We start from the raw sequence: 18094 nt of genomic DNA, 5'->3' as shown, positions 1-18094 counted from the left end.
TCGAAGAAACGATAGTTGCGCACCACGGCTTCATGTTGGCCCGGCAGGTCATGAATGCCACGGTGCACCTCTTGGCAAAGACGAAATTGCCACAGCTCGTAAAATGTTGGATTGGCCGTACGAACCTTTTGACGTGCCTGATGCGATTCGTGTTGACTCAGGGCAAGCGAGCGCTGGAGCTACTTGATAGCTGGGTGCGTCGTAAGTTGCGCTGTGTCGTGTGGCGCCACTGGAAGCTGCCCTCCACAAGGGCCCGCAACCTGCTACGGCTGCGGCTCAACGAGAGCACTGGCCTGAAAACAATCCCTGCGTTTTCACACAGCCTGGCACAGCAAGTCACCTTCCCTGTGACCAGGCACAGGCCGATCTTTAACTGTGACCGGACGTTCGCCGATCGATGCCGCGTCACTAATTCGGCGGTGATTTTCTTTCTTCTGAGTATGATGACGCGGCGGCGCATGGCCCGAGTTCGCCGCAAATGCTCGTTCTAGTGGAATTGGGTGGTTAAACGGCGCGGTGATGCATCGGGCCTCCCCTGACATACGCCAAATAGCTGTGATACTGTCTAGTGAACTAGATAATATTGAGCTATAGAAAACGATGACTGCCAGTAAATCTGCAGCACGCCGCGAAGTCGGAACTCAGCTGTCCTTCGCCCTATATGGGGCTACCAGTCGATTGATTAAACTACATAAACCTTTGCTGGAGCCTCTGGGACTGACTTTCCCTCAGTACCTCGTCATGCTGGAGTTGTTCAGTGAAGCACCCAGGACTGTGGGCGACTTGGGCACCAACCTCGCCATGGATACCGGGACGATCACTCCTTTGCTTAAGCGCCTTGAGGTATCGGGCATGGTAACTCGCACCCGTGATAGAAATGATGAGCGTCGTGTGCAGATCGCTCTTACGATTGCTGGTGAAGCTTTGCGAGAAGAGCTTTGGCTTGTCACTGACAAAATCAAAACTGCCTGCCAGCTTACCGATGAAGGGCTGGAAGCACTTCGCGACACGCTTAACGCTTTTGCTCGTCCAGCTAGCGAATGAAGGGCGTGCTTTCTACTCGCTGAAAAGGATGAATTTATGAAGTTTGGTATTGTTGGCGCAGCCAACATCGGCGCAACCATTTCAGCCAGTGGTCATGAGAGCAGGGTCGCAAATTCAAAGGAATCTGACTCCCTGCAAGTTCTAGGCCGTGGTGTCGGCGCACGTTCCATCAACAGAAAATCGCATTAAGCCTGCTCACGTCTCAATTCGGCCCACTCTATTAGCGCCTGTATTGAAGGTCCGAGCGCGTGGCCGATTTCGGTTAGCTGATACTCGACCCTGGGTGGCACCTGCGGGTACACCGTTCGCTGAACAATGCCGTCCTTTTCCAACTGCTTCAGCTGCTGAATCAACATTTTCTGATTGATCCCTTCGATCGCCTTTTCCAAAACTGAGAAGCGAATTGCACCTTTTGCAGCGAACAGTTGGCACAAGATTATTATTTTCCATTTCCCCTCCAGTATTCGAAGGGTCTCGGTCGTAGCTTCAGCCCAATCTAGTCGATTGCGCGGATCGTTGCAGTCCCAGTCGCGTTTCATTTCTACTCCAGTAGTGAGTTACTTACCTTTTGGTAGGTACTTACCATTATCGCATAAGCAACCTAAAATCGATGCTCAGCAATCGGCTAAATTGAGGATCTATCATGAAAATTGGCATCATTGGAACTGGAAACATTGGCGGCACCATTGCGCGGAAGCTTCTAGCTGCAGGACACGAACTCCGTGTTGCAAACTCTGGAGGTGTCGACGGTGTCCGACCTTTCGCCGAAAAAATAGGCGCTGAGGCTGTAGATGTTCGGGGTGCTGTCGATGGCGTTGATGTGATCATTCTCTCGATCCCGCTACCAGCTTTAAGCGCGCTGCCCTCTGATTTGCTCGACCGTGTACCAGTCAACGTGCCTGTAGTTGACACCAGCAATTATTACCCTGATTTGCGCGATCCCCATATCGCGGAGATTGATGGGGGGATGACGGAAAGCGTTTGGGTTAGTAAACAAATCGGACGTCCGGTGATCAAGGCTTTCAACAATGTGCTGGCATATAGTCTGGCGGAGCTGGGGCAGCCGGAAGGAAGCCCAGGACGCTTGGCTGCAGCTGTCGCGGGCGACGATGCCAAATCAAAGGAAATAGTGATGTCACTGGTGAGCCAGGTCGGCTTCGATCCGGTCGATGGAGGCTCACTTGAGGAATCCTGGAGACAGCAACCGTCCAACCCGGGCTACTGCTGCGACTTTGATGCCGAAACTATGCGCAAAGGGCTTTCGACAGGGATCAAAGGACAGGCAGCTACGAAGCGAGGTGAATTGCCTCGCCACTTTGCGAAGCTTGGTGCAAATCCTAGCCATGAAGACATTGTCGCGATGAATCGGTCCATTAACTCATTGGGATGATGTTCTCTAGAAGTGGGAGCTGATCCCGGCAGGAAGGGGTCTTTTCGGTTGAAATAGAAATCCAATGATGGACCGGTATTTTCGATCTCGTTTGCCCGGTGCGTAGGCGGCCGCGCCAGCATATCTTCACGCTGGGCGAATGGATCTTGTTTATGCAGCCGAGCCGGCCTGACCAAACTAATAATTTGCAGCCGCGCGCTTGCTGTTGCATGGCGAGCCCGCGATCGCTCAAGTGGCCAGGCCGTATCTGGTGTTCGATCCAGTTTTTGTCGACGGCCGCAGCGTCGTCCTCTGGACAGCGCGTCAGCGCTTTCCAGCTTTTTCTTAAGGCTTGCCGAAAGTCGATCCCTCTTGCACAACCCGCCATTTTCGATAATTCGATGACAAGGCGCGTCGATGATCGACGCTGCTTTTTCCTGTCATATTCGTTTTTGGGTGCGGTACCAACTCACGAACATCTCCTTCGTACAGCACCGCGAGTATTGGGGCACCTCTTCGGCAATCTACGTCTGCTGGACGCCTGCAAGCCGAAATTCCTTCGGCGCACATGAGTCATGCGGGCAATCTCTGTGACACCCAATTCCAATCCCGCTTGCGATCCAGGTAACGCGGCAACTATTTGTGCATTCGTCAAAATGCTGCCTTTGCCTGTAAAAAATAGGATGATAGCGTATAGTAATGATCAGTATCTTTGTGATCGTTGGGCGTGACGTGGAAAGCGCCTCACTTTTTAAGTCCTTTGCTGTGAATCGAAACGGTATGCCGATGAATGAATCTATAGAGCCTATAAAAGCTAACAGGCAGCCGCGCAAGACGACCAAGACCACCAGCCTGGGCGAGGAGAGCAATTTCGATCAGCGACTTGGATTCCTGATGCACGACGCCTCCCGGTTGCGGCGCATTGTTTTCGACAACTTTGTGAAACCGCTGGATCTGACACGCTCGCAATGGTGGGTTTTAGCTCATCTTTCACGTCACGACGGCATGATCCAAAGTGATCTGGCAGGAACGCTTGAGTTGGGCAAGGCCGCCTTGGGAGGGCTTATTGATCGTCTGGAAGCGTCTGGCTTCATCGAGCGTCGTCCCGATGTGAATGATCGGCGAGTAAAGCGCGTATACCTTGCAAGCAAGGGCAATCAGATAGTTAAAGAAATGCGTTCGCTCAGCCATGACATGAACGAGGACATTTTGCAGGGGCTGGAGCATGAGCAACGGCTGCAGCTATCCGATTTCTTGAGCCGATTGAAGCAAAATCTAGTCAAGATCAAGCGGGATAAAGGAATTGAAGACTGAGGTGAGCGTCTACCGATTGGGCGTCGGCGGCCCGGAGTATGATCTCGTTGGCGGAGAGTCAAAATCACCAGCGAGCAGCTGCTTTCGAATGTTGCTCGACCTGTGTCAGTCTGGAACAGTCGCTTCAGGCAACCATTCCAGATTTCAGCCTACGTCGGCTGTGGAGGTTTTTCGCCAAGACTTCGCCGGTTTTCGCGAGAGCCTACTTTGAGCGCCAGCCACCATCGACACGTAGAACGGTACCTGTGATAAAGCTAGCGGCATCTGATGCAAGAAAAAGTACTGGTTCTGCTATTTCCTCGGGCTGAGCGAATCTTCCTAATGGCGTGACTGCCTTCACCATGGTTTCTACTTCATCGAAATTTTTCATTTCGCTGAATATATTAGTCAGTACGCCGCCTGGTGCAATTCCATTGACTCTTACGCCGTCAACTGCAGCTTCGCAAGCAAGCTGGTTAACTAATCCGGCGACGCCATATTTTGAAGCGGTATAAGATGCGCCGCCAGCCATTGCACCAAGGCTTGCCACTGATGCAGTAAACACCATATTGCCTTTAGTTTTGGCTAGATGAGGCAGTGCGGCACGGGCACCGTAAAAGCAACCTGAAAGGTTGACGCCCATTACCCTTGCCCAAAGCGCATCAGTGGTTTCGGTGCAGTGTATGCCTGCATCGATGACGGCGGCATTGCTGAAGTAAACGTCTAAATGGCCGAAGGTTGCGAGGGTTGATGCTACTAAAGCGTTCACGCTTTTGGCATCACTAACATCCACGAAGATGAAGTGCGCGAGGCCCGCTTTGGCATGAATAAGGGCAACTGTTTCTTTTGCGCTTTCTTCGACAATGTCAGCAACCACAACCCTGGCGCCTTCACGAGCGAAGGCAATTGCGGTGGCGCGTCCAATCCCTGAGCCCCCACCAGTAACAATGACCGTCTTATCTTTGAATCTCATCATCATTCCCCATATTTATTTTTGTGTTGAAACGACTTTGTCGACAGCAGCATCTGTAACTGTGATTGCAGGAACTCATTTCTTTCAGGGCAAGGCCTATTGATGTTTGCTCGTGCGACGAAGGATGTGGACTTAATCACGTCGCCAGAAATCACACGATTCGTATGCATGAATATGATAATGCAAATTGTCTTAATCTGGTATCAAGGGTCTTTTTTGTCAATAACTCCATGAACGGCGAAAGGGGGCGTTGGATCCTGATGTTCGCGGCTGGTGGTGTATTTTCAGGACTGCATCGTCTATTGCTTGTAGGGCACGACATATCGCAGGTTTTCGTTAACCCGCAACTTCTGTCCAAGAGGTGGAAATGCCCGCTGAATGCAATCTTTTCGGTCGCAAACTTTGCAGCCAGGACCTATTTTGGTCGCGGCATTGGGGTCATCAAGACTGAGGCCTTTGGCGTAGACGGTGCGCGCCGCATGGCGGAGATCGCAGCCCAGGCCAATTGCGAAACTGCGTGTGGGAGCGTTATAGCCGCCAGATTGTTGAAGCACTGACCTGGCAATCCATAAATAACTGCGGCCGTCTGGGGTCTGTGCCACCTGCGTCAGCGTGCGTCGCGGTTGGCTGAAGGCCTCGTAGACGTTCCACAACGGGCAGGTGCCACCAGTGCGCGAAAAATGAAAGTCGGTGGCAGACTGGCTTTTTGAGACGTTGCCGGCGCGATCGACGCGTACGAAAAAGAAGGGAATGCCACACTGGTCTGGCCGCTGCAATGTTGAAAGGCGATGGCAGACAGTTTCGAAGCTGACATCGAAGCGCTGCGCTAATAATTCAACGTCATAGTGCAGCGCCTCGGCCGCATTCAGGAAGGTGGTATACGGCAGCAGTAGTGCTCCGGCAAAGTAGCCGGCCAGACCCATGCGACCTAGTGCTCGCGCGTCATCGTTACTGAAATTTCCATCGTCGGCTAATTGATGGATCAAATCTCCAGCTTCGAGAAAGGCCAACTGCGTTGCCAGATGAAACGCCAGTCGACGAGCAGGCAACCGTGCGGGAACGCGAAGGGTACGGGTCTGCGGGTCATAGTCGCGCAACGCCTCGTTGCCCTCGGCGCTGTGGTCCGGAACCGGCAACACCCTTACTCCATGTGCCGTTGCCAGACGTTGGTTCAGCCCTGTAGCGATACGGGTGGTCAAATCGAGACTGCTGTCAGCGCATAGACTGTCGAGTCGCCAGTCGTGATGAAGCGATTCTGCCAGCGCGTCAAGTTCGGCGACATGGTTGCGGCGGCCATAGAAGTAATCGCGTACTTCTTCGTAGGGGGGCACCATCGAACCGCTGGCGACGTGGTCGTTGTCGGCATCGTGCGCCAGTTCGCCGAGCCGCTCCTCTGCCGACTGGCAACGCCGGTGCAACTGCAGCAGCGCTTGCCCGATCGCGGGCATCTGCTGCGCCAGCGCCTGGATCTCGGTGTCGGCGATATTGCCAGCCCCGGGCAATGTTGCCAGCGTCTCGCGCAGCTCTGCGCTGAGGCGCATTTCGTCGCTTTCCGAGAACAATTGTACATCCATGTCGAAAACCTGTTTCAACCGCAGCAGAACTGCCACGGTCAGCGGGCGCTGGTCATGTTCCAGTTGGCTGAGGTAGCTAGGTGAGAGTTGGAGGACCTCAGCCATTGCTGCTTGTGACAGGCCGCGCTGTTCGCGCAATGTGCGCAGTCGGATGCCCATAAATGTCTTGCGCATGTAATCTCTCCCTCTCTTCGCAAGATTTGCATTTGCAAAGAATATCTTGGATTTTCATCACAATTTTAGTCATGGCAACTTTACATTCTTGAGCATACATTATGTAGGCATATCAAACCGGAGGAGAGACGCCATGCAATTTGGGATGTTCCACGAGCTATCCACGCCACGGCCGTTTTCGCCGCAGCGACAACGGTCGGTCTACGAGAACGCCATCGAGCAATCGGTCGTCGGCGAACAGTCGGGCTTTGACTTCACCTGGTGTGTAGAGCACCACTTCCTGGAGGAGTACAGCCATTCGAGCTGTCCTGACCAGTTCCTGATGGCGGTAGCGCGAGCGACGGAGAAAATGCGCCTGGGCTTTGGTATCGCGACCTCCGTGCCGGCAATGCATTCGGCAGTACGTTGGGCCGAGAAAGCGGCGTTTCTCGACGTTATGTCCGGCGGTCGTGTCGAGTTTGGTACCGGTCGCTCTTCAACCTGGAACGAACTAGGCGGCTTTGGTGCGGTGGTCGATGACACCAAGAAGGCTTGGGATGAATATGTCCGGGCCATCCCGAAAATGTGGACGAATGAGCGCGTCAGCATCAGCGGTCAAGTAGTCAACATGCCAGAGCGCATGGTGCTGCCTAAGCCGTGGCAGCAGCCGCACCCGCCTATGTGGGTGGCAGTGACGGCGCCAGGAACGGAGATCGATGCCGCGGCACGCGGGCTAGGTGCGCTGATCCTCAGTCATACCGACATCAACCGTGCCTTGCCTAGGCTCAAGGCTTACCGCGAGCGCATCAAGACCTGCGAACCGGTCGGCGCTTTCGTTAACAACAAAATTGCCGTGGTCAATTGGCTCTATTGCCATCCGGATGGCGATTACGCCCGCGCCCGCGGTGAAGAACTGCTTGCTTCTTTCAGCTATACCGCGGCGCAAACGGTGGAAATATCGGAAGGCTATCCATCAGGGAATTATTCCAATCTCGGTCTGTTGGGCTCGCTTCGCGCTGACCCTGATGCACCTAGCGACAAGAAAAAGTTCGCTAACGGCTTGTGCTTCGGTTCGCCCGAGGAGATCACCGAGACGCTGATCGGTTGGCAAGATGCAGGTGTCGACCAAGTGGTATTCCTGATGCAGTCGCGCGAACACCTGCCGCAGGCAGACGTGCTTGAAAGCATCCGTTTGTTTGGTCGAGAAGTGGTTCCGCGCCTGGCCGCGCACCGGGCCAAAGTAAAAGGGGAAACCGTATGAGCAACGATCTTTTTGGTCATGCCGACGCTACGGTGCTGGGGCAGGGCGTCAAGGCAGATGCAGTACTGGACGGCGACATTGCTTTCGGCAGTGCGCAACTATATTACAGTTTGTTCGAATTTCCGGTGGCGCAAGCACTGGCGCTGCTGCCGCCCAGCGTGCACCCCTGCATACCAGGTGTCGTCGGCGTGACGTTCTGGAATGTTACAGAGGGGCCGCTTGGTCCATTCGAGGTAGCGTTGGTCGGTGTTGCTTGTCGCACTGGTATCAAGCCGCGGCATCTGATTCATGCGGCTTTCGCCAGTACGCCCCAGGCAGTGAATTGGCTGCGTGATCACTTTGGCTTCCCCGCAAGACTGGCGGATGTGCGGCTGCGAGAGAGTCATGACCGAATCCTCGGCACTGTTGTCGAAAACGGCGTGAACGTTCTGGAAGTCGAGACCCAGTCTTTGCTGCCAATCGTCGGTGGCAACTCCTTTATCAAGGTCTCGCCGCCGATTGCGGTGGTAAGCGGTACCGATGGTCCTGAACTGCAACAGTTCGAGGCTAGTTACGACTTTAAACGTGTATTGCGTGGTGTGCCGCGGATCACCGCGTGGCAGCCGCAAGCGCTTAATCGTCCACAACTGGTGCCAACGCACGTGATTTCTGGCGCGCATGGGCTCGTCGAATTTACCGTCCATCCGCCGCGCTACCGTATGGGCCTGAACCAGGCCATTGAGACTGCTGGCGTACGCAAGCTGGAGGTGGTGGTATGAAAAGTCCTCTCATTGTCGGCCTCGGTGGTACGACGCGCGATGGCTCCACGAGCGAGCGGGCGATGCAAACCTGCTTGCAGCAAGCGGAGGCGCTGGGCGCGCGCACTCGCTATTTCGGCGGCGCCGATCTGCGTTTGCCAATGTACGACCCGACGGATCCCGAGCGCAGCGATGCGGCGCGGGAGCTGGTCGAGGCACTACGCGAATGTGATGGCGTGGTCATCGCATCGCCAGGCTACCATGGCTCTGTATCCGGTTTGGTCAAGAATGCATTGGATTACACCGAAGATCTTCGCGATGACCGTCGAGTGTACCTGGATGCGCGACCGGTAGGCTTGATCACCTGCGCACTGGGCGACCAGGCCACAGGTTCGACGTTGTCGGCCCTTCGCGCAATCGTGCATGCGCTGCGTGGCTGGCCGACGTCGCTGGGCGTGACGATCAATACATCGCGCAAGGTGTTTGATGCGCAAGGCGAGTGTGTAGATGACGGTGTGCGGGGGATGTTGAAACTGCTCGCGCGTCAGGTAGTGGAAGCATCGCAGCGGTCGATGGCGCCGCTGCCGGCCCGCCTGCCGGGGGAGGAGGAAAAAGCATGAACCATGAAATCGAAGTCCGTCAGCGGCAGGGTGTTGCGCTCGTGATTGGTGGCAGCGGTGGGATCGGCCAGGCGATTTGCAAGCGGCTGGCTGAGGCCGGTAACGATGTGGCGCTGACCTATCGAAATGGCGCTGAGCGCGCACAAGTTGCAGTCACCGCGGTGCAGGCCAATGATCGTCGTGCCAGCGCGCATGCACTGGATCTGGTGGACGTTGAGCAGGTACAGCGTGTTGTCGACGAGATCGAACAAGCCTATGGCGGTATCCATACCCTGATCTATGCAGCCGGCCCCAAACTGACACATGATGGCTTCAAACCTATCGCGTCGGTCTTGCCTGATGAGTGGCGACGCACCGTGGAAGCCGACGTGATCGGCTATTTCAACCTGCTTCATGCCTGCCTGCCTGCGTTACGACGGACGCAGGGTGCGGTGGTCGCGCTGACCACGGCTGGTACGCGCCGCTATCCATCTGGCGACATCCTTTCGGCAGGCCCCAAGGCGGCGGTGGAGTTGCTGACGCGCGGCGTGGCGCGAGAAGAGGGGCGTTATGGTATCCGTGCCAATTGCGTAGGGGTCGGCTGGATCGACGCCGGGCAGGGCCGCGAGATGAAAGAGTTCGATGGACAAGCGCCGTTCATGGAGCGTTTTATCAGGGCGACCCCGCTTCGGCGACTGGGAACTGCCGAAGAGGTTGCCGATGCTGTTCAATATCTGGCCTCTGACGCCGCTCGATATGTCACGGGCAACCTGATCTGCGTTGATGGTGGTGGCAGTGTTTGACTAGGTGCGGGAGCAGCGGCTGAGCTGTTGCGGGAGGCGCGCAGTGGAGCAAATGCCTGTGCGCCTCAGCCTGCAATATTAAGGATTTGAAGGATGAACACATCAATTTACGCTGGTAGCCGCAGCATGGAGATCACTGCGCTGTCCGGCTTGCCTGAGGTTCGGCCTGGCGATGACATTGCCGAACTCATCGCCGAGGCAGTGCGATCCCATAGCTCCGGCTTGCGCGACGGCGATATTCTGGTCGTTACCTCGAAGATCGTCAGCAAAGCCGAGGGGCAGGTGCGTGCTGATGAAAGCCGTGACGCGACGATCCTCGAAGAGACGGCGAGAGTCGTTTCGCGGCGCGGAGAAGTGGTGATCGCGCAAACTCACCATGGGTTTGTCATGGCAGCAGCGGGGGTGGATGCTTCCAATACAGAGCGGGGTACGGTACTGATGCTTCCGCGTGATCCTGATGCATCCGCGGCGCGCATTCGAAAAGGACTTCAGGATCGGCTTGGTATAAACGTGGGAGTCATTCTTTCCGACACCTTCGGTCGTCCCTGGCGTATTGGACAAATGGATCTTGCCGTTGGTATAGCGGGGGTATGTCCAGCACTTGACTACAAGGGCATGCACGACAGCTACGGAAACCCGCTGCACGTTACACACATTGCGCTCAGCGATGAGATTGCCGCGGCTGGTGACCTGGTCAAGGGCAAGCTTGCCGGCACACCCATCGCTGTGGTGCGAGGTCTCGCGCAATACACCTTGAACTGCGATGGACGGGGCGCAACCGAACTGGTGCGCGCCTCCGCAGAAGATATGTTCCGATATGGATCGCGGGATGTCGTATTTGCTCGTCGAACGATCAGGTCATTCTCTTCCGAGCCAGTCGACTCCCGGGTGGTCGAGCGGGCGGTGATTGCAGCGACTGCAGCACCGGCTCCGCATCACCGATTGCCCTGGCGATTTGTGCTGCTTGAGTCGGCACAACGGCGGTGTGCGTTCCTCGATAGCATCGATGAGGTCGTAAGCTCTAATCTGTGCAGTGACGGCATGTCCGAGGTCTCGCTCGCTGAACATATCCAGCGCGACGACGTGTTGCGGAATGCGCCCTACCTGGTCGTGCCCTGCATGGTGGTGGAAGACGCGCACGCATATCGCGATGAGCAGCGCAATGCCGCTGAACGGGAGGTGTTTGTCATGTCCATGGGGGCTGGTGTTCAGAATTTCCTGGTTCAACTGGCGGTTGAGGGGCTTGGCTCGGCGTGGGTGTCGTCTACGATGTTCTGTACAGATACTGTCCGCGAGGTGCTTGATCTACCACCAGGCTGGGAGCCAATGGGGACTGTCGCCATTGGGCATCCTGCAAAGAAGCCAGACGAGCGTGAACCCCTTCAGACGGATGACTTTATTCTGCGACGCTAAGCAGGTGTTTCGGCACGCACCCTTAGCCCCGCATTATCAAGGCTGGCAGAAACTCAGAGGGGGTCTGCGTGGTGTCAAACAACAACCGTCCATTTTCGATCTTGACCGATACACGCTGCAGTGGGGCAACTGCAGGGCCATTAACAGCCGCGCCGCTTCGGACATCGAAGCAGGCACCGTGGAATGGGCAATGGATTTTCCCGGCTATCAATCGGCCGTCATCCAATGGCTTGGCCAAGTGTGTGCATTGGTTGCGGTATGCGAACGGCACGCCATCCGCCCAGCAAAGCAGAATATCTATCCCGCCGACAACCTGTCGCGACATCCGGCTCGCGGACAACACGATCACGCTGTCATGGTCGATCCAAGGCATTTTACAGCTCCCAAACGGCGACTCGATAATTTCCACTATGCTTGCCGCGCGGCAATGTAGCGCCAATAACGTATGCTACCAAATATTGTTGCCAGGGTGCGATCTCAGTCGATCAGAAAGCGGTGCTTGATGTTCCTCAAGAATACAAGGCTCAAATACCGGTGTTATGACGCGAATTCAGAACGACGAGTAACGCCACCTAAGCGGTAGTATCGCTAGCGCAGAGATCGTTGCTCGCTCAATAGAGGTATGCTAGGTTACTATAGTTCCTCAAGGCTAACACCGGAGTGCGCTTTACAAACCGCACATGAGCCACGAAACGTACGACATCTGGCCGGTTGGTTTTTGTCGGCGACGCAGCGCAGCGCGAGTTTTCAATAAGCATGAGCTCCCAACGAAACAGCCATTCGAAATGGCAACCTAGGAAGAGCGATATGAGCACAACTTTCGATCCCCAGATCGGTTTCGTCAATTACCCTGCCGATGAAGCTGGCAAGGCCGGCCGCAAAGCGCCTCCTGTAGACCTGGGAACGCATCAGCCCGATCCGCGGCGTTATTACGATCGCGATGAGGCTCAGCGCGAGTGGGATCACATGTGGATGAAAAGCTGGGCTTTCGCGGGGCTTACCCAAGACCTGCAGGAGGTTGGTGACTACTTCCGTTACGATCTTGGAAAGGAGTCGTTCATCGTAGTCCGCGCTGCGCCGGGAGACGATGGCATCAAGGCTTATTACAACGTCTGTCCTCACCGGGGCAATCGCCTGGTGCGTGGCGACTTTGGCCATATGGACCCGAAAAAAGGCTTTCAATGCGACTTCCATGGCTGGAAGTTCTCGGTGGACGGCTGCAATACCGAAATTCGCGATGAGTTGATCTTTCGCTCTGGCGTGATAGCCGATCGCCCAGGCCTGACCGAAGTAAGCTGTGGCGTGTGGAACAGTCTGGTCTTCGTAAATCCTGATCCTTTGCCCGCAAAGACACTGCTCGAGCATTTGGACGTTATTCCCGATCACTGCAACAACTACGACTTCAGTCAGTTCAGAGTTTTCCGGGATGTTAACGTCTGCTGGGATGCCAACTGGAAGACCGCACTGGAAGCCTTCATCGAGTTCTATCATGCCGATGATGTCCATCCCGAACTGCTGGCCTTGACCGCTACCCGTGACTGTCAATATGACGTCTACCGGAACGGCATTAGCCGCATGATCATCGAGGTGGGTAACTCAAACACCCGCGCCGAGGACACGTCCGTCGTCACCGAGGGTATGAAAAACCTGGTGGCGATTTATGGTGGCGATCCGGAAAAATTCGCGCATCTCAAGGGCAGGGAGTACAAAAAAGCACTTGTCGAGGCGAAGCGAGCTTGGGGCAAGCGGCACGGTTATGCGTTTTTTGACCGGCTCACCGATCCTCAGATCAGTGACGACTGGAATTATTTCGTCTTCCCAAACATCACCGTCAATATCTTTGCCGACAGCCTACTGATCCAGGCTTTCCGGCCACACCCGACCGATCCGAGCAAGAGTTTCTACAACGCGATCACGATGTGCTTGCCCGTAGCAGATGAGGACACTCCCGTGTTTGACCTCAACGAATTCAACTTCGGTCCCAAAGGCTGGAAGGGTGACGAGCGTCCTGCGCGCTTGGTACCGACGGATTTGTCCGCTGCAAGCATCGGCTATGTGTTGGCCCAGGACGCACTCCGTGTGCCGGAAGTTCAGAAGGGTATCGAGTCGGCCGCGTTCAAAGGTTCTCGGCTGTCGGAGAGCGAGATCCGCATTCGTCATTACCTGTCCGAGATCGACGCTTACCTAGGGCGAAGCTAGACAGACGTTCTGCATCAAGCCGCGTGCCACCCATTGAGGTGTGGCCGGCAATCCCGCAATCCTTCGGAGCATGAGGAAATCAGTATGAGCCCTGTCCGCCCCCAACCCGACCGCCGGACGCTCGTCGAGATCTACCGTCGTATGACGCTGATCAAACAGAACGACGAGCGTTTCCGTTCGATAATCAAGTCCGGCAAGCTGGTGATGCCGTATTACTCGCCGCGTGGCCAAGAGGTCATTCCGTCGGCACTGGCGGCACATCTGACCGATAGCGATTATCTGTGCACCATTTATCGTGGCATTCACGACATGCTCGCCAAAGGCGTGCCCAGCAAGCTTCTATGGGCCGAGTTGGCCGGTCGGGCCACAGGCACTTGCAAAGGCAAGGGCGGACCGATGCATGTCACCCATCCGTCCAGCGGCGTGATGGTCACCACGGGTATCGTCGGCAGCACCATGCCAATAGCGAATGGCCTCGCGCTGGCGGCTCAGATTCGCGGTGAGAAGCGTGTTGCGATTGCGATGTTTGGCGATGGCGCCAGTAACATCGGCGCGTTCCACGAGTCGCTGAACCTGGCGTCTGTATGGAAACTGCCGGTGATTTTCATCTGCCAGAACAACCGTTACGCCGAGCACACGCCGTATGCGATGGGGACCTCCATCGAGCGCATTGCCGATCGTGGTGCTGCCTATTCGATGCCATCGATTCACGTCGACGGCAACGATCCGATCGCCATGTGGCAGGCCGCTGGCGAAGCTGTCGCACGTGCGCGAAACGGCGATGGCCCCACGCTCATTGAGGCGATGACCTTCCGTTTCCATGGCCATATTTTCGGTGATGCCGATGCGTACATGGATCCAGCGGAGAAAGCTGAGGCAATGAAACAGGACCCGGTTCCCCTGTTTCGTGCGTGGCTGCTCGAACAAGGACACGCTGGCGAAGACGAGCTTGCGGGGCTTGAAGCCACCATCGACAAGGAAATTGGCGAGGCGGTCGAGTTTGCCTTGACCAGTCCGTACCCGGATGTCGCGGAACTTCGCCGTGATGTTTTTGCGCAGGAGATCAAAGCATGAGCGCTACCAAAATGAACATGATTGAGGCGATCAATCTCGCGCTGGATGACGCGATGACTGAAGATTCCAATGTCATTGTGTTCGGCGAAGACGTTGCCGACCGCCAGGAAGGCGGTGTCATGGGCGTTACCAAGGGCCTTTCGACTAAGCACGGTGATCTAAGGGTGCGGTCGACCCCTATCGCCGAGCAGGCGATCATCGGCGCGGCGATCGGCGCGTCACTTGTAGGCATGAAGCCGGTGGCGGAGATTATGCTGATGAACTTCACCACAGTAGCGATGGACATGATCGTCAACCATGCTGCGAAGCTGCGTTTTATGTCGGGCGGCCAGACCCATGTGCCGATCACCATTCGCACCATGACCGGCGCGGGCTTTGGGGTCGGCGGTCAGCATTCCGATTTCCTCGAAGCCTGGTTTGCCCATACGGCTGGCATCAAGGTGGTGGCACCCTCCACACCGGCCGATGCCTATGGCTTGATGTTGTCGTGTATCGAGGACGAGGATCCGTGCCTGTTCATCGAGAACATGACGATGTACTGGACGCCGGGTGCGGCGCCCGAGCGCGGCAAGAGCATTCCACTGGGCAAGGCCAACATTGTGCGCGAGGGCAGTGACGTTACCGTCATCGCCTACAGTCGGCAGGTGTTGGATGCCTGCACTGCGGCGGAAAACCTTGCCAAGGACGGTATCTCGGTCGAGGTCATCGACCTGCGCACAATCGCACCGTTCGATGTCGAGACTGTGCTTGCCTCGGTCGCGAAGACCAGGCGTGCGGTGATCGTGCATGAGGCTGTCAAACCCTTTGGCGTGGGCGCCGAGATTTCTTCGCGAATTCATGAGGAGTTATTCAGCCAGCTCAAAGCTCCTGTGCAGCGGGTTGCATCGGCGTTCTGTCCGGTACCGTTCAGCAAACCGCTCGAGACTGCTTTCGTCCCTGGCGTTCCTCAGATTGAGGCGGCGATCCGCAAGACGCTCGACTGACCCATTCCTGATCACCTTTGTGAAGGTAGCTGATAAATGATTATTGAAGTTTTGTTCCCAAAGATCGGTTTCTCGATGGAGGAGGGCAAGCTCCTCGAATGGCTGGTTGCCGATGGCGCCAGTGTTCAGGAGGGTCAGCCACTGTACGCGCTTGAGAGCGACAAATCGGTGCAGGAGATTGAGTCGCCGGCCAGCGGGATCCTAAAGATCAGCGCTGTTGCTGGCGAGGACTACAAGGTCGGTGATACGTTGGCCACGATCGAATCCTCGGAAGAGCAGTCATGAGCGCTGCGCCCGGGCTATCACTGAATCTGCCAGCTTGGCCGGTCGTGGATTTTGCTGCGTTCGGCGAGGTCGAGGCAGTGCCGCTGTCACGTATTCAGAAACTCACCGCAGGTTACCTGTCGCGCAATTGGGTCGCGATTCCGCAGGTTACCCATCATGACGATGCGGACATTACCGCTTTGGACGGCTGCCGTGCGCGCCTGGCGAATGAGACGGGGAAGCGAGTTACGCCAGTGGCCTTCATGGTCAAAGCACTAGTCGAAGGGTTGCGCGCATTCCCGTGTTTCAACGCGTCACTCGATGCAAGCGGCCAGACGCTCATTCTAAAGAAATACTTTCATGTTGGTATCGCTGTGGATACCCCGGCAGGCTTGCTGGTTGCGGTGATCCGCGACTGCGACAAGAAGGGTGTCGTACAGATTGCCAGCGAGATTGCGGATATTTCAGCCCGGGCGCGGACAAAGGGGTTGCCAATGACCGATATGCTCGGCGGCTGCATGACCGTAAGTTCCCTTGGGCACATCGGCGGGACGGCATTCTCGCCAATCATCAACGCGCCCGAGGTGGCAATCCTCGGCGTAAGCAAAGCCCAGTGGAAGCCGCAACGTGGCGAAAATGCAAATGCAATCGACTGGCGGATGATGCTTCCGTTGTCGCTGACCTACGATCACCGGGTGATCAATGGTGCTGATGCGGCCCGTTTCGTGGCGCATGTGGCCGCTGCGTTGGCACAGCCGGATACTTTGGTCGAGTAACGTGACTTTTCGTCAGCGATATTTACCGGATCTAATGCTCTAAGGGGGATGCATGATACTGAGCTACACAACCATCGGTTCGAACAATCTCGAAAAATCCATTCCGTTCTTCACTCAGCTCTTTGCGTCGGGCGGGGTCGGGAAGCTCGCCGATCATCCGCGGGGCGGGGTGCTCTTCGGCAAAGATGGCAAGATCGTGCTGGGGGTGCTTACGCCATTTGATCGTGAGGCTGCCTCACCTGGTAACGGTGTAATGGTCGCTCTCGAGATGACAAGCCGTGGCGCTGTCGACGAATTCCACGCTAAAGCGCTCGCGCTGGGCGGGACAAATGAAGGAGCGCCAGGTGAGCGTGGTCCTGGCTTCTATATGTCCTATTTTCGTGATCTCGACGGTAACAAATTCTGCGCTTGTCACTTAGGCTGAATCAGATGGAAATGTGGCGCGTGATCGGTTTCGTCCAGGACTAACTGGTTGAAATCGATTACGCGCCGTAGTCTGGTTCGCGCATCAGCTTGATTGGGCTGTAGTCGTCGATGTCGGTGTTGTCGATAAGCACACAGACGGGGCCGAGTGCGACTTCGGTCGCTGCTACGATTAGTTGCCATTCCCAATTGTTCGTGACGTCATGAGATAAGTCGCTCGTCTGGGCGTCTGGGGTATCGACAGTCGCATGGCCTTTGGTGTTCACGACGGCCGTCATCACAGCGCACCCCGTGCGATGATCAATGTTGCGACCGTGCCGTTTGCTCTTGCCATCGCGGGCCCCATTGTTATGCAGTGGTGTCATTGAAAAGGGGGAGGGGACATCTCCCCCTTTTGTTTATTGACAGGTGATTCCGCCATCGACGACGAACTCGGCGCCGGTAGAAAACGATGACTCGTCGCTGGCAAGCCACAAGACGATGCTGGCTACCTCATCAGGCTTACCCGCCCGGCCCAACGGTGTCGCAGCGATGAACTGCGCAACGATTGCCTCCGACTCAGGTGTCGGCTCCGTCATCGGTGTCATGATCAGTCCCGGGTGTACCGAATTCACGCGGATATTGCGCGGTGCCAGTTCCACGGCTGCCGCCTTGGTCATGCCGCGCACCGCAAACTTCGAGGCGGTGTAACCCAAGGCGTAGCCCGCGCCGATGAGGCCGGCGACCGAGGAAATATTGATGATCGATCCGCTGCCGGCCCGCGCCATGGACGGGATTACGCTCTTCATGCCCAGAAACACCGAAACCTGATTAACATCGATCACGCGTCGATATTCCGACTCCAGCATCGACTCAATCGGGCTGTAGGCGGCAATGCCGGCGTTGTTGACAAGCACTGAAATCGGTCCGAAGGCATCTTCAGTCGCGGCGATGACCTGCTGCCATTCGTGCTCATTTGTTACGTCGTGATGCAGATAGCGCGCCTGGTCGCCCAGGGCGGTTGCAGTTGCCTGGCCTTCGGCGTCCAGCACGTCGGTGAGCATAACCCTTGCCCCTTGCTCGACCAATTGGCGCGCGTGGGCTGCGCCCATGCCGCGGGCAGCTCCTGTGACGATTGCGACTTTCCCGTTTACTCTTCCCATCATCATTTCCTTGT

At 56.2% G+C, this 18094-nt stretch carries 23 protein-coding genes; 17 read left to right on the top strand and 6 right to left on the bottom strand.

Going from position 1 to position 18094, the window contains the following annotated elements:
• Positions 1-85 precede the first annotated feature (85 nt).
• From KGB27_RS31475 to KGB27_RS00570, 4 genes are all read left to right on the top strand, one after another.
• Positions 86-187 carry a hypothetical protein gene (locus KGB27_RS31475; protein WP_411736689.1) on the top strand — a complete coding sequence of 34 codons (102 nt, stop codon included), beginning with the start codon at positions 86-88 and terminating at the stop codon, positions 185-187.
• Complete coding sequence (locus tag KGB27_RS31470; RefSeq protein ID WP_411736686.1) at positions 141-491, top strand: group II intron maturase-specific domain-containing protein; 351 nt, start codon at positions 141-143, stop codon at positions 489-491. Before KGB27_RS31475 ends, KGB27_RS31470 begins: the two co-directional genes overlap by 47 nt.
• A gap of 109 nt (positions 492-600) precedes the next feature.
• Positions 601-1044 carry a MarR family winged helix-turn-helix transcriptional regulator gene (locus tag KGB27_RS00575; protein WP_223552471.1) on the top strand — a complete coding sequence of 148 codons (444 nt, stop codon included), beginning with the start codon at positions 601-603 and terminating at the stop codon, positions 1042-1044.
• Positions 1045-1080: 36 nt separating this feature from the next.
• Positions 1081-1233: a hypothetical protein gene (locus KGB27_RS00570; protein WP_223552470.1), complete on the top strand. Its 153-nt coding sequence runs from the start codon at positions 1081-1083 to the stop codon at positions 1231-1233.
• Here KGB27_RS00570 and KGB27_RS00565 read toward each other — a convergent pair.
• Positions 1230-1583, bottom strand: a complete 354-nt coding sequence (locus KGB27_RS00565; protein ID WP_223552469.1) for a winged helix-turn-helix transcriptional regulator — start codon at positions 1581-1583, stop codon at positions 1230-1232. The two genes, KGB27_RS00570 and KGB27_RS00565, sit on opposite strands and share 4 nt — an antisense overlap.
• Before the next feature lie 104 nt (positions 1584-1687).
• Here KGB27_RS00565 and KGB27_RS00560 point away from each other — a divergent pair, with 104 nt between their 5' ends.
• Together KGB27_RS00560 and KGB27_RS00555 are read left to right on the top strand one after the other, a co-directional pair.
• Positions 1688-2434: an NADPH-dependent F420 reductase gene (locus KGB27_RS00560; RefSeq protein ID WP_223552468.1), complete on the top strand. Its 747-nt coding sequence runs from the start codon at positions 1688-1690 to the stop codon at positions 2432-2434.
• Positions 2435-3112: 678 nt separating this feature from the next.
• Complete coding sequence (locus KGB27_RS00555) at positions 3113-3727, top strand: MarR family winged helix-turn-helix transcriptional regulator (RefSeq protein ID WP_223552467.1); 615 nt, start codon at positions 3113-3115, stop codon at positions 3725-3727.
• A gap of 202 nt (positions 3728-3929) precedes the next feature.
• Here the strand turns inward: KGB27_RS00555 and KGB27_RS00550 are convergent, their stop codons facing one another.
• Together KGB27_RS00550 and KGB27_RS00545 are read right to left on the bottom strand one after the other, a co-directional pair.
• Positions 3930-4679: an SDR family NAD(P)-dependent oxidoreductase gene (locus KGB27_RS00550; RefSeq protein ID WP_223552466.1), complete on the bottom strand. Its 750-nt coding sequence runs from the start codon at positions 4677-4679 to the stop codon at positions 3930-3932.
• Between the two features lie 299 nt (positions 4680-4978).
• Positions 4979-6427 (bottom strand): short-chain fatty acyl-CoA regulator family protein, encoded by a 1449-nt coding sequence (locus KGB27_RS00545; protein WP_223552465.1) that lies wholly within the window; start codon positions 6425-6427, stop codon positions 4979-4981.
• 133 nt (positions 6428-6560) lie between these two features.
• Here KGB27_RS00545 and KGB27_RS00540 point away from each other — a divergent pair, with 133 nt between their 5' ends.
• The 5 genes from KGB27_RS00540 to KGB27_RS00520 all read left to right on the top strand — a co-directional run bounded on the left by KGB27_RS00540 (position 6561) and on the right by KGB27_RS00520 (position 11219).
• Complete coding sequence (locus KGB27_RS00540; protein ID WP_223552464.1) at positions 6561-7667, top strand: LLM class flavin-dependent oxidoreductase; 1107 nt, start codon at positions 6561-6563, stop codon at positions 7665-7667.
• Positions 7664-8425 (top strand): acetoacetate decarboxylase family protein, encoded by a 762-nt coding sequence (locus KGB27_RS00535; RefSeq protein WP_223552463.1) that lies wholly within the window; start codon positions 7664-7666, stop codon positions 8423-8425. The genes KGB27_RS00540 and KGB27_RS00535 overlap by 4 nt, the downstream gene beginning before the upstream one ends.
• The gene (locus KGB27_RS00530) at positions 8422-9024 is read left to right on the top strand and encodes an NADPH-dependent FMN reductase (RefSeq protein WP_223552462.1); all 603 of its coding nucleotides are present in this window, start codon (positions 8422-8424) and stop codon (positions 9022-9024) included. Before KGB27_RS00535 ends, KGB27_RS00530 begins: the two co-directional genes overlap by 4 nt.
• Positions 9021-9806: an SDR family NAD(P)-dependent oxidoreductase gene (locus KGB27_RS00525; protein WP_223552461.1), complete on the top strand. Its 786-nt coding sequence runs from the start codon at positions 9021-9023 to the stop codon at positions 9804-9806. Before KGB27_RS00530 ends, KGB27_RS00525 begins: the two co-directional genes overlap by 4 nt.
• A gap of 93 nt (positions 9807-9899) precedes the next feature.
• A complete protein-coding gene (locus tag KGB27_RS00520; RefSeq protein ID WP_223552460.1) occupies positions 9900-11219 on the top strand; it encodes a coenzyme F420-0:L-glutamate ligase in 1320 nt (439 codons plus the stop codon).
• A 22-nt stretch (positions 11220-11241) separates the two neighbouring features.
• Here the strand turns inward: KGB27_RS00520 and KGB27_RS00515 are convergent, their stop codons facing one another.
• The gene (locus KGB27_RS00515; RefSeq protein ID WP_223552459.1) at positions 11242-11592 is read right to left on the bottom strand and encodes a Rieske (2Fe-2S) protein; all 351 of its coding nucleotides are present in this window, start codon (positions 11590-11592) and stop codon (positions 11242-11244) included.
• A 434-nt stretch (positions 11593-12026) separates the two neighbouring features.
• Between KGB27_RS00515 and KGB27_RS00510 the strand changes: the two genes are divergently transcribed.
• The 6 genes from KGB27_RS00510 (at position 12027) to KGB27_RS00485 (ending at position 16939) form a co-directional block, all read left to right on the top strand.
• On the top strand, positions 12027-13418 hold the full coding sequence (locus tag KGB27_RS00510; RefSeq protein WP_223552458.1) for an aromatic ring-hydroxylating oxygenase subunit alpha: 1392 nt from the start codon (positions 12027-12029) through the stop codon (positions 13416-13418).
• Positions 13419-13502: 84 nt separating this feature from the next.
• Positions 13503-14492: a thiamine pyrophosphate-dependent dehydrogenase E1 component subunit alpha gene (locus KGB27_RS00505; protein WP_223552457.1), complete on the top strand. Its 990-nt coding sequence runs from the start codon at positions 13503-13505 to the stop codon at positions 14490-14492.
• The gene (locus tag KGB27_RS00500; protein WP_223552456.1) at positions 14489-15475 is read left to right on the top strand and encodes an alpha-ketoacid dehydrogenase subunit beta; all 987 of its coding nucleotides are present in this window, start codon (positions 14489-14491) and stop codon (positions 15473-15475) included. Before KGB27_RS00505 ends, KGB27_RS00500 begins: the two co-directional genes overlap by 4 nt.
• Positions 15476-15511: 36 nt before the next feature.
• Positions 15512-15760 (top strand): biotin/lipoyl-containing protein, encoded by a 249-nt coding sequence (locus tag KGB27_RS00495; RefSeq protein ID WP_223552455.1) that lies wholly within the window; start codon positions 15512-15514, stop codon positions 15758-15760.
• The gene (locus tag KGB27_RS00490; RefSeq protein ID WP_223552454.1) at positions 15757-16515 is read left to right on the top strand and encodes a 2-oxo acid dehydrogenase subunit E2; all 759 of its coding nucleotides are present in this window, start codon (positions 15757-15759) and stop codon (positions 16513-16515) included. The genes KGB27_RS00495 and KGB27_RS00490 overlap by 4 nt, the downstream gene beginning before the upstream one ends.
• Before the next feature lie 52 nt (positions 16516-16567).
• Positions 16568-16939, top strand: coding sequence for a VOC family protein (locus tag KGB27_RS00485; RefSeq protein ID WP_223552453.1), 372 nt, complete (start codon positions 16568-16570; stop codon positions 16937-16939).
• Positions 16940-16997: 58 nt separating this feature from the next.
• Here the strand turns inward: KGB27_RS00485 and KGB27_RS00480 are convergent, their stop codons facing one another.
• The gene (locus tag KGB27_RS00480) at positions 16998-17216 is read right to left on the bottom strand and encodes a hypothetical protein (protein WP_223552452.1); all 219 of its coding nucleotides are present in this window, start codon (positions 17214-17216) and stop codon (positions 16998-17000) included.
• A gap of 120 nt (positions 17217-17336) precedes the next feature.
• Positions 17337-18080: a glucose 1-dehydrogenase gene (locus KGB27_RS00475; protein ID WP_223552451.1), complete on the bottom strand. Its 744-nt coding sequence runs from the start codon at positions 18078-18080 to the stop codon at positions 17337-17339.
• Positions 18081-18094: the final 14 nt, after the last annotated feature.

The organism is Pseudomonas sp. BF-R-01 (genome assembly GCF_019946615.1).
Lineage (GTDB): Bacteria > Pseudomonadota > Gammaproteobacteria > Pseudomonadales > Pseudomonadaceae > Aquipseudomonas > Aquipseudomonas migulae.
The sequence above is the reverse complement of the archived record's forward strand: the minus strand, read 5'-3'. Positions and strand labels throughout refer to the sequence as shown.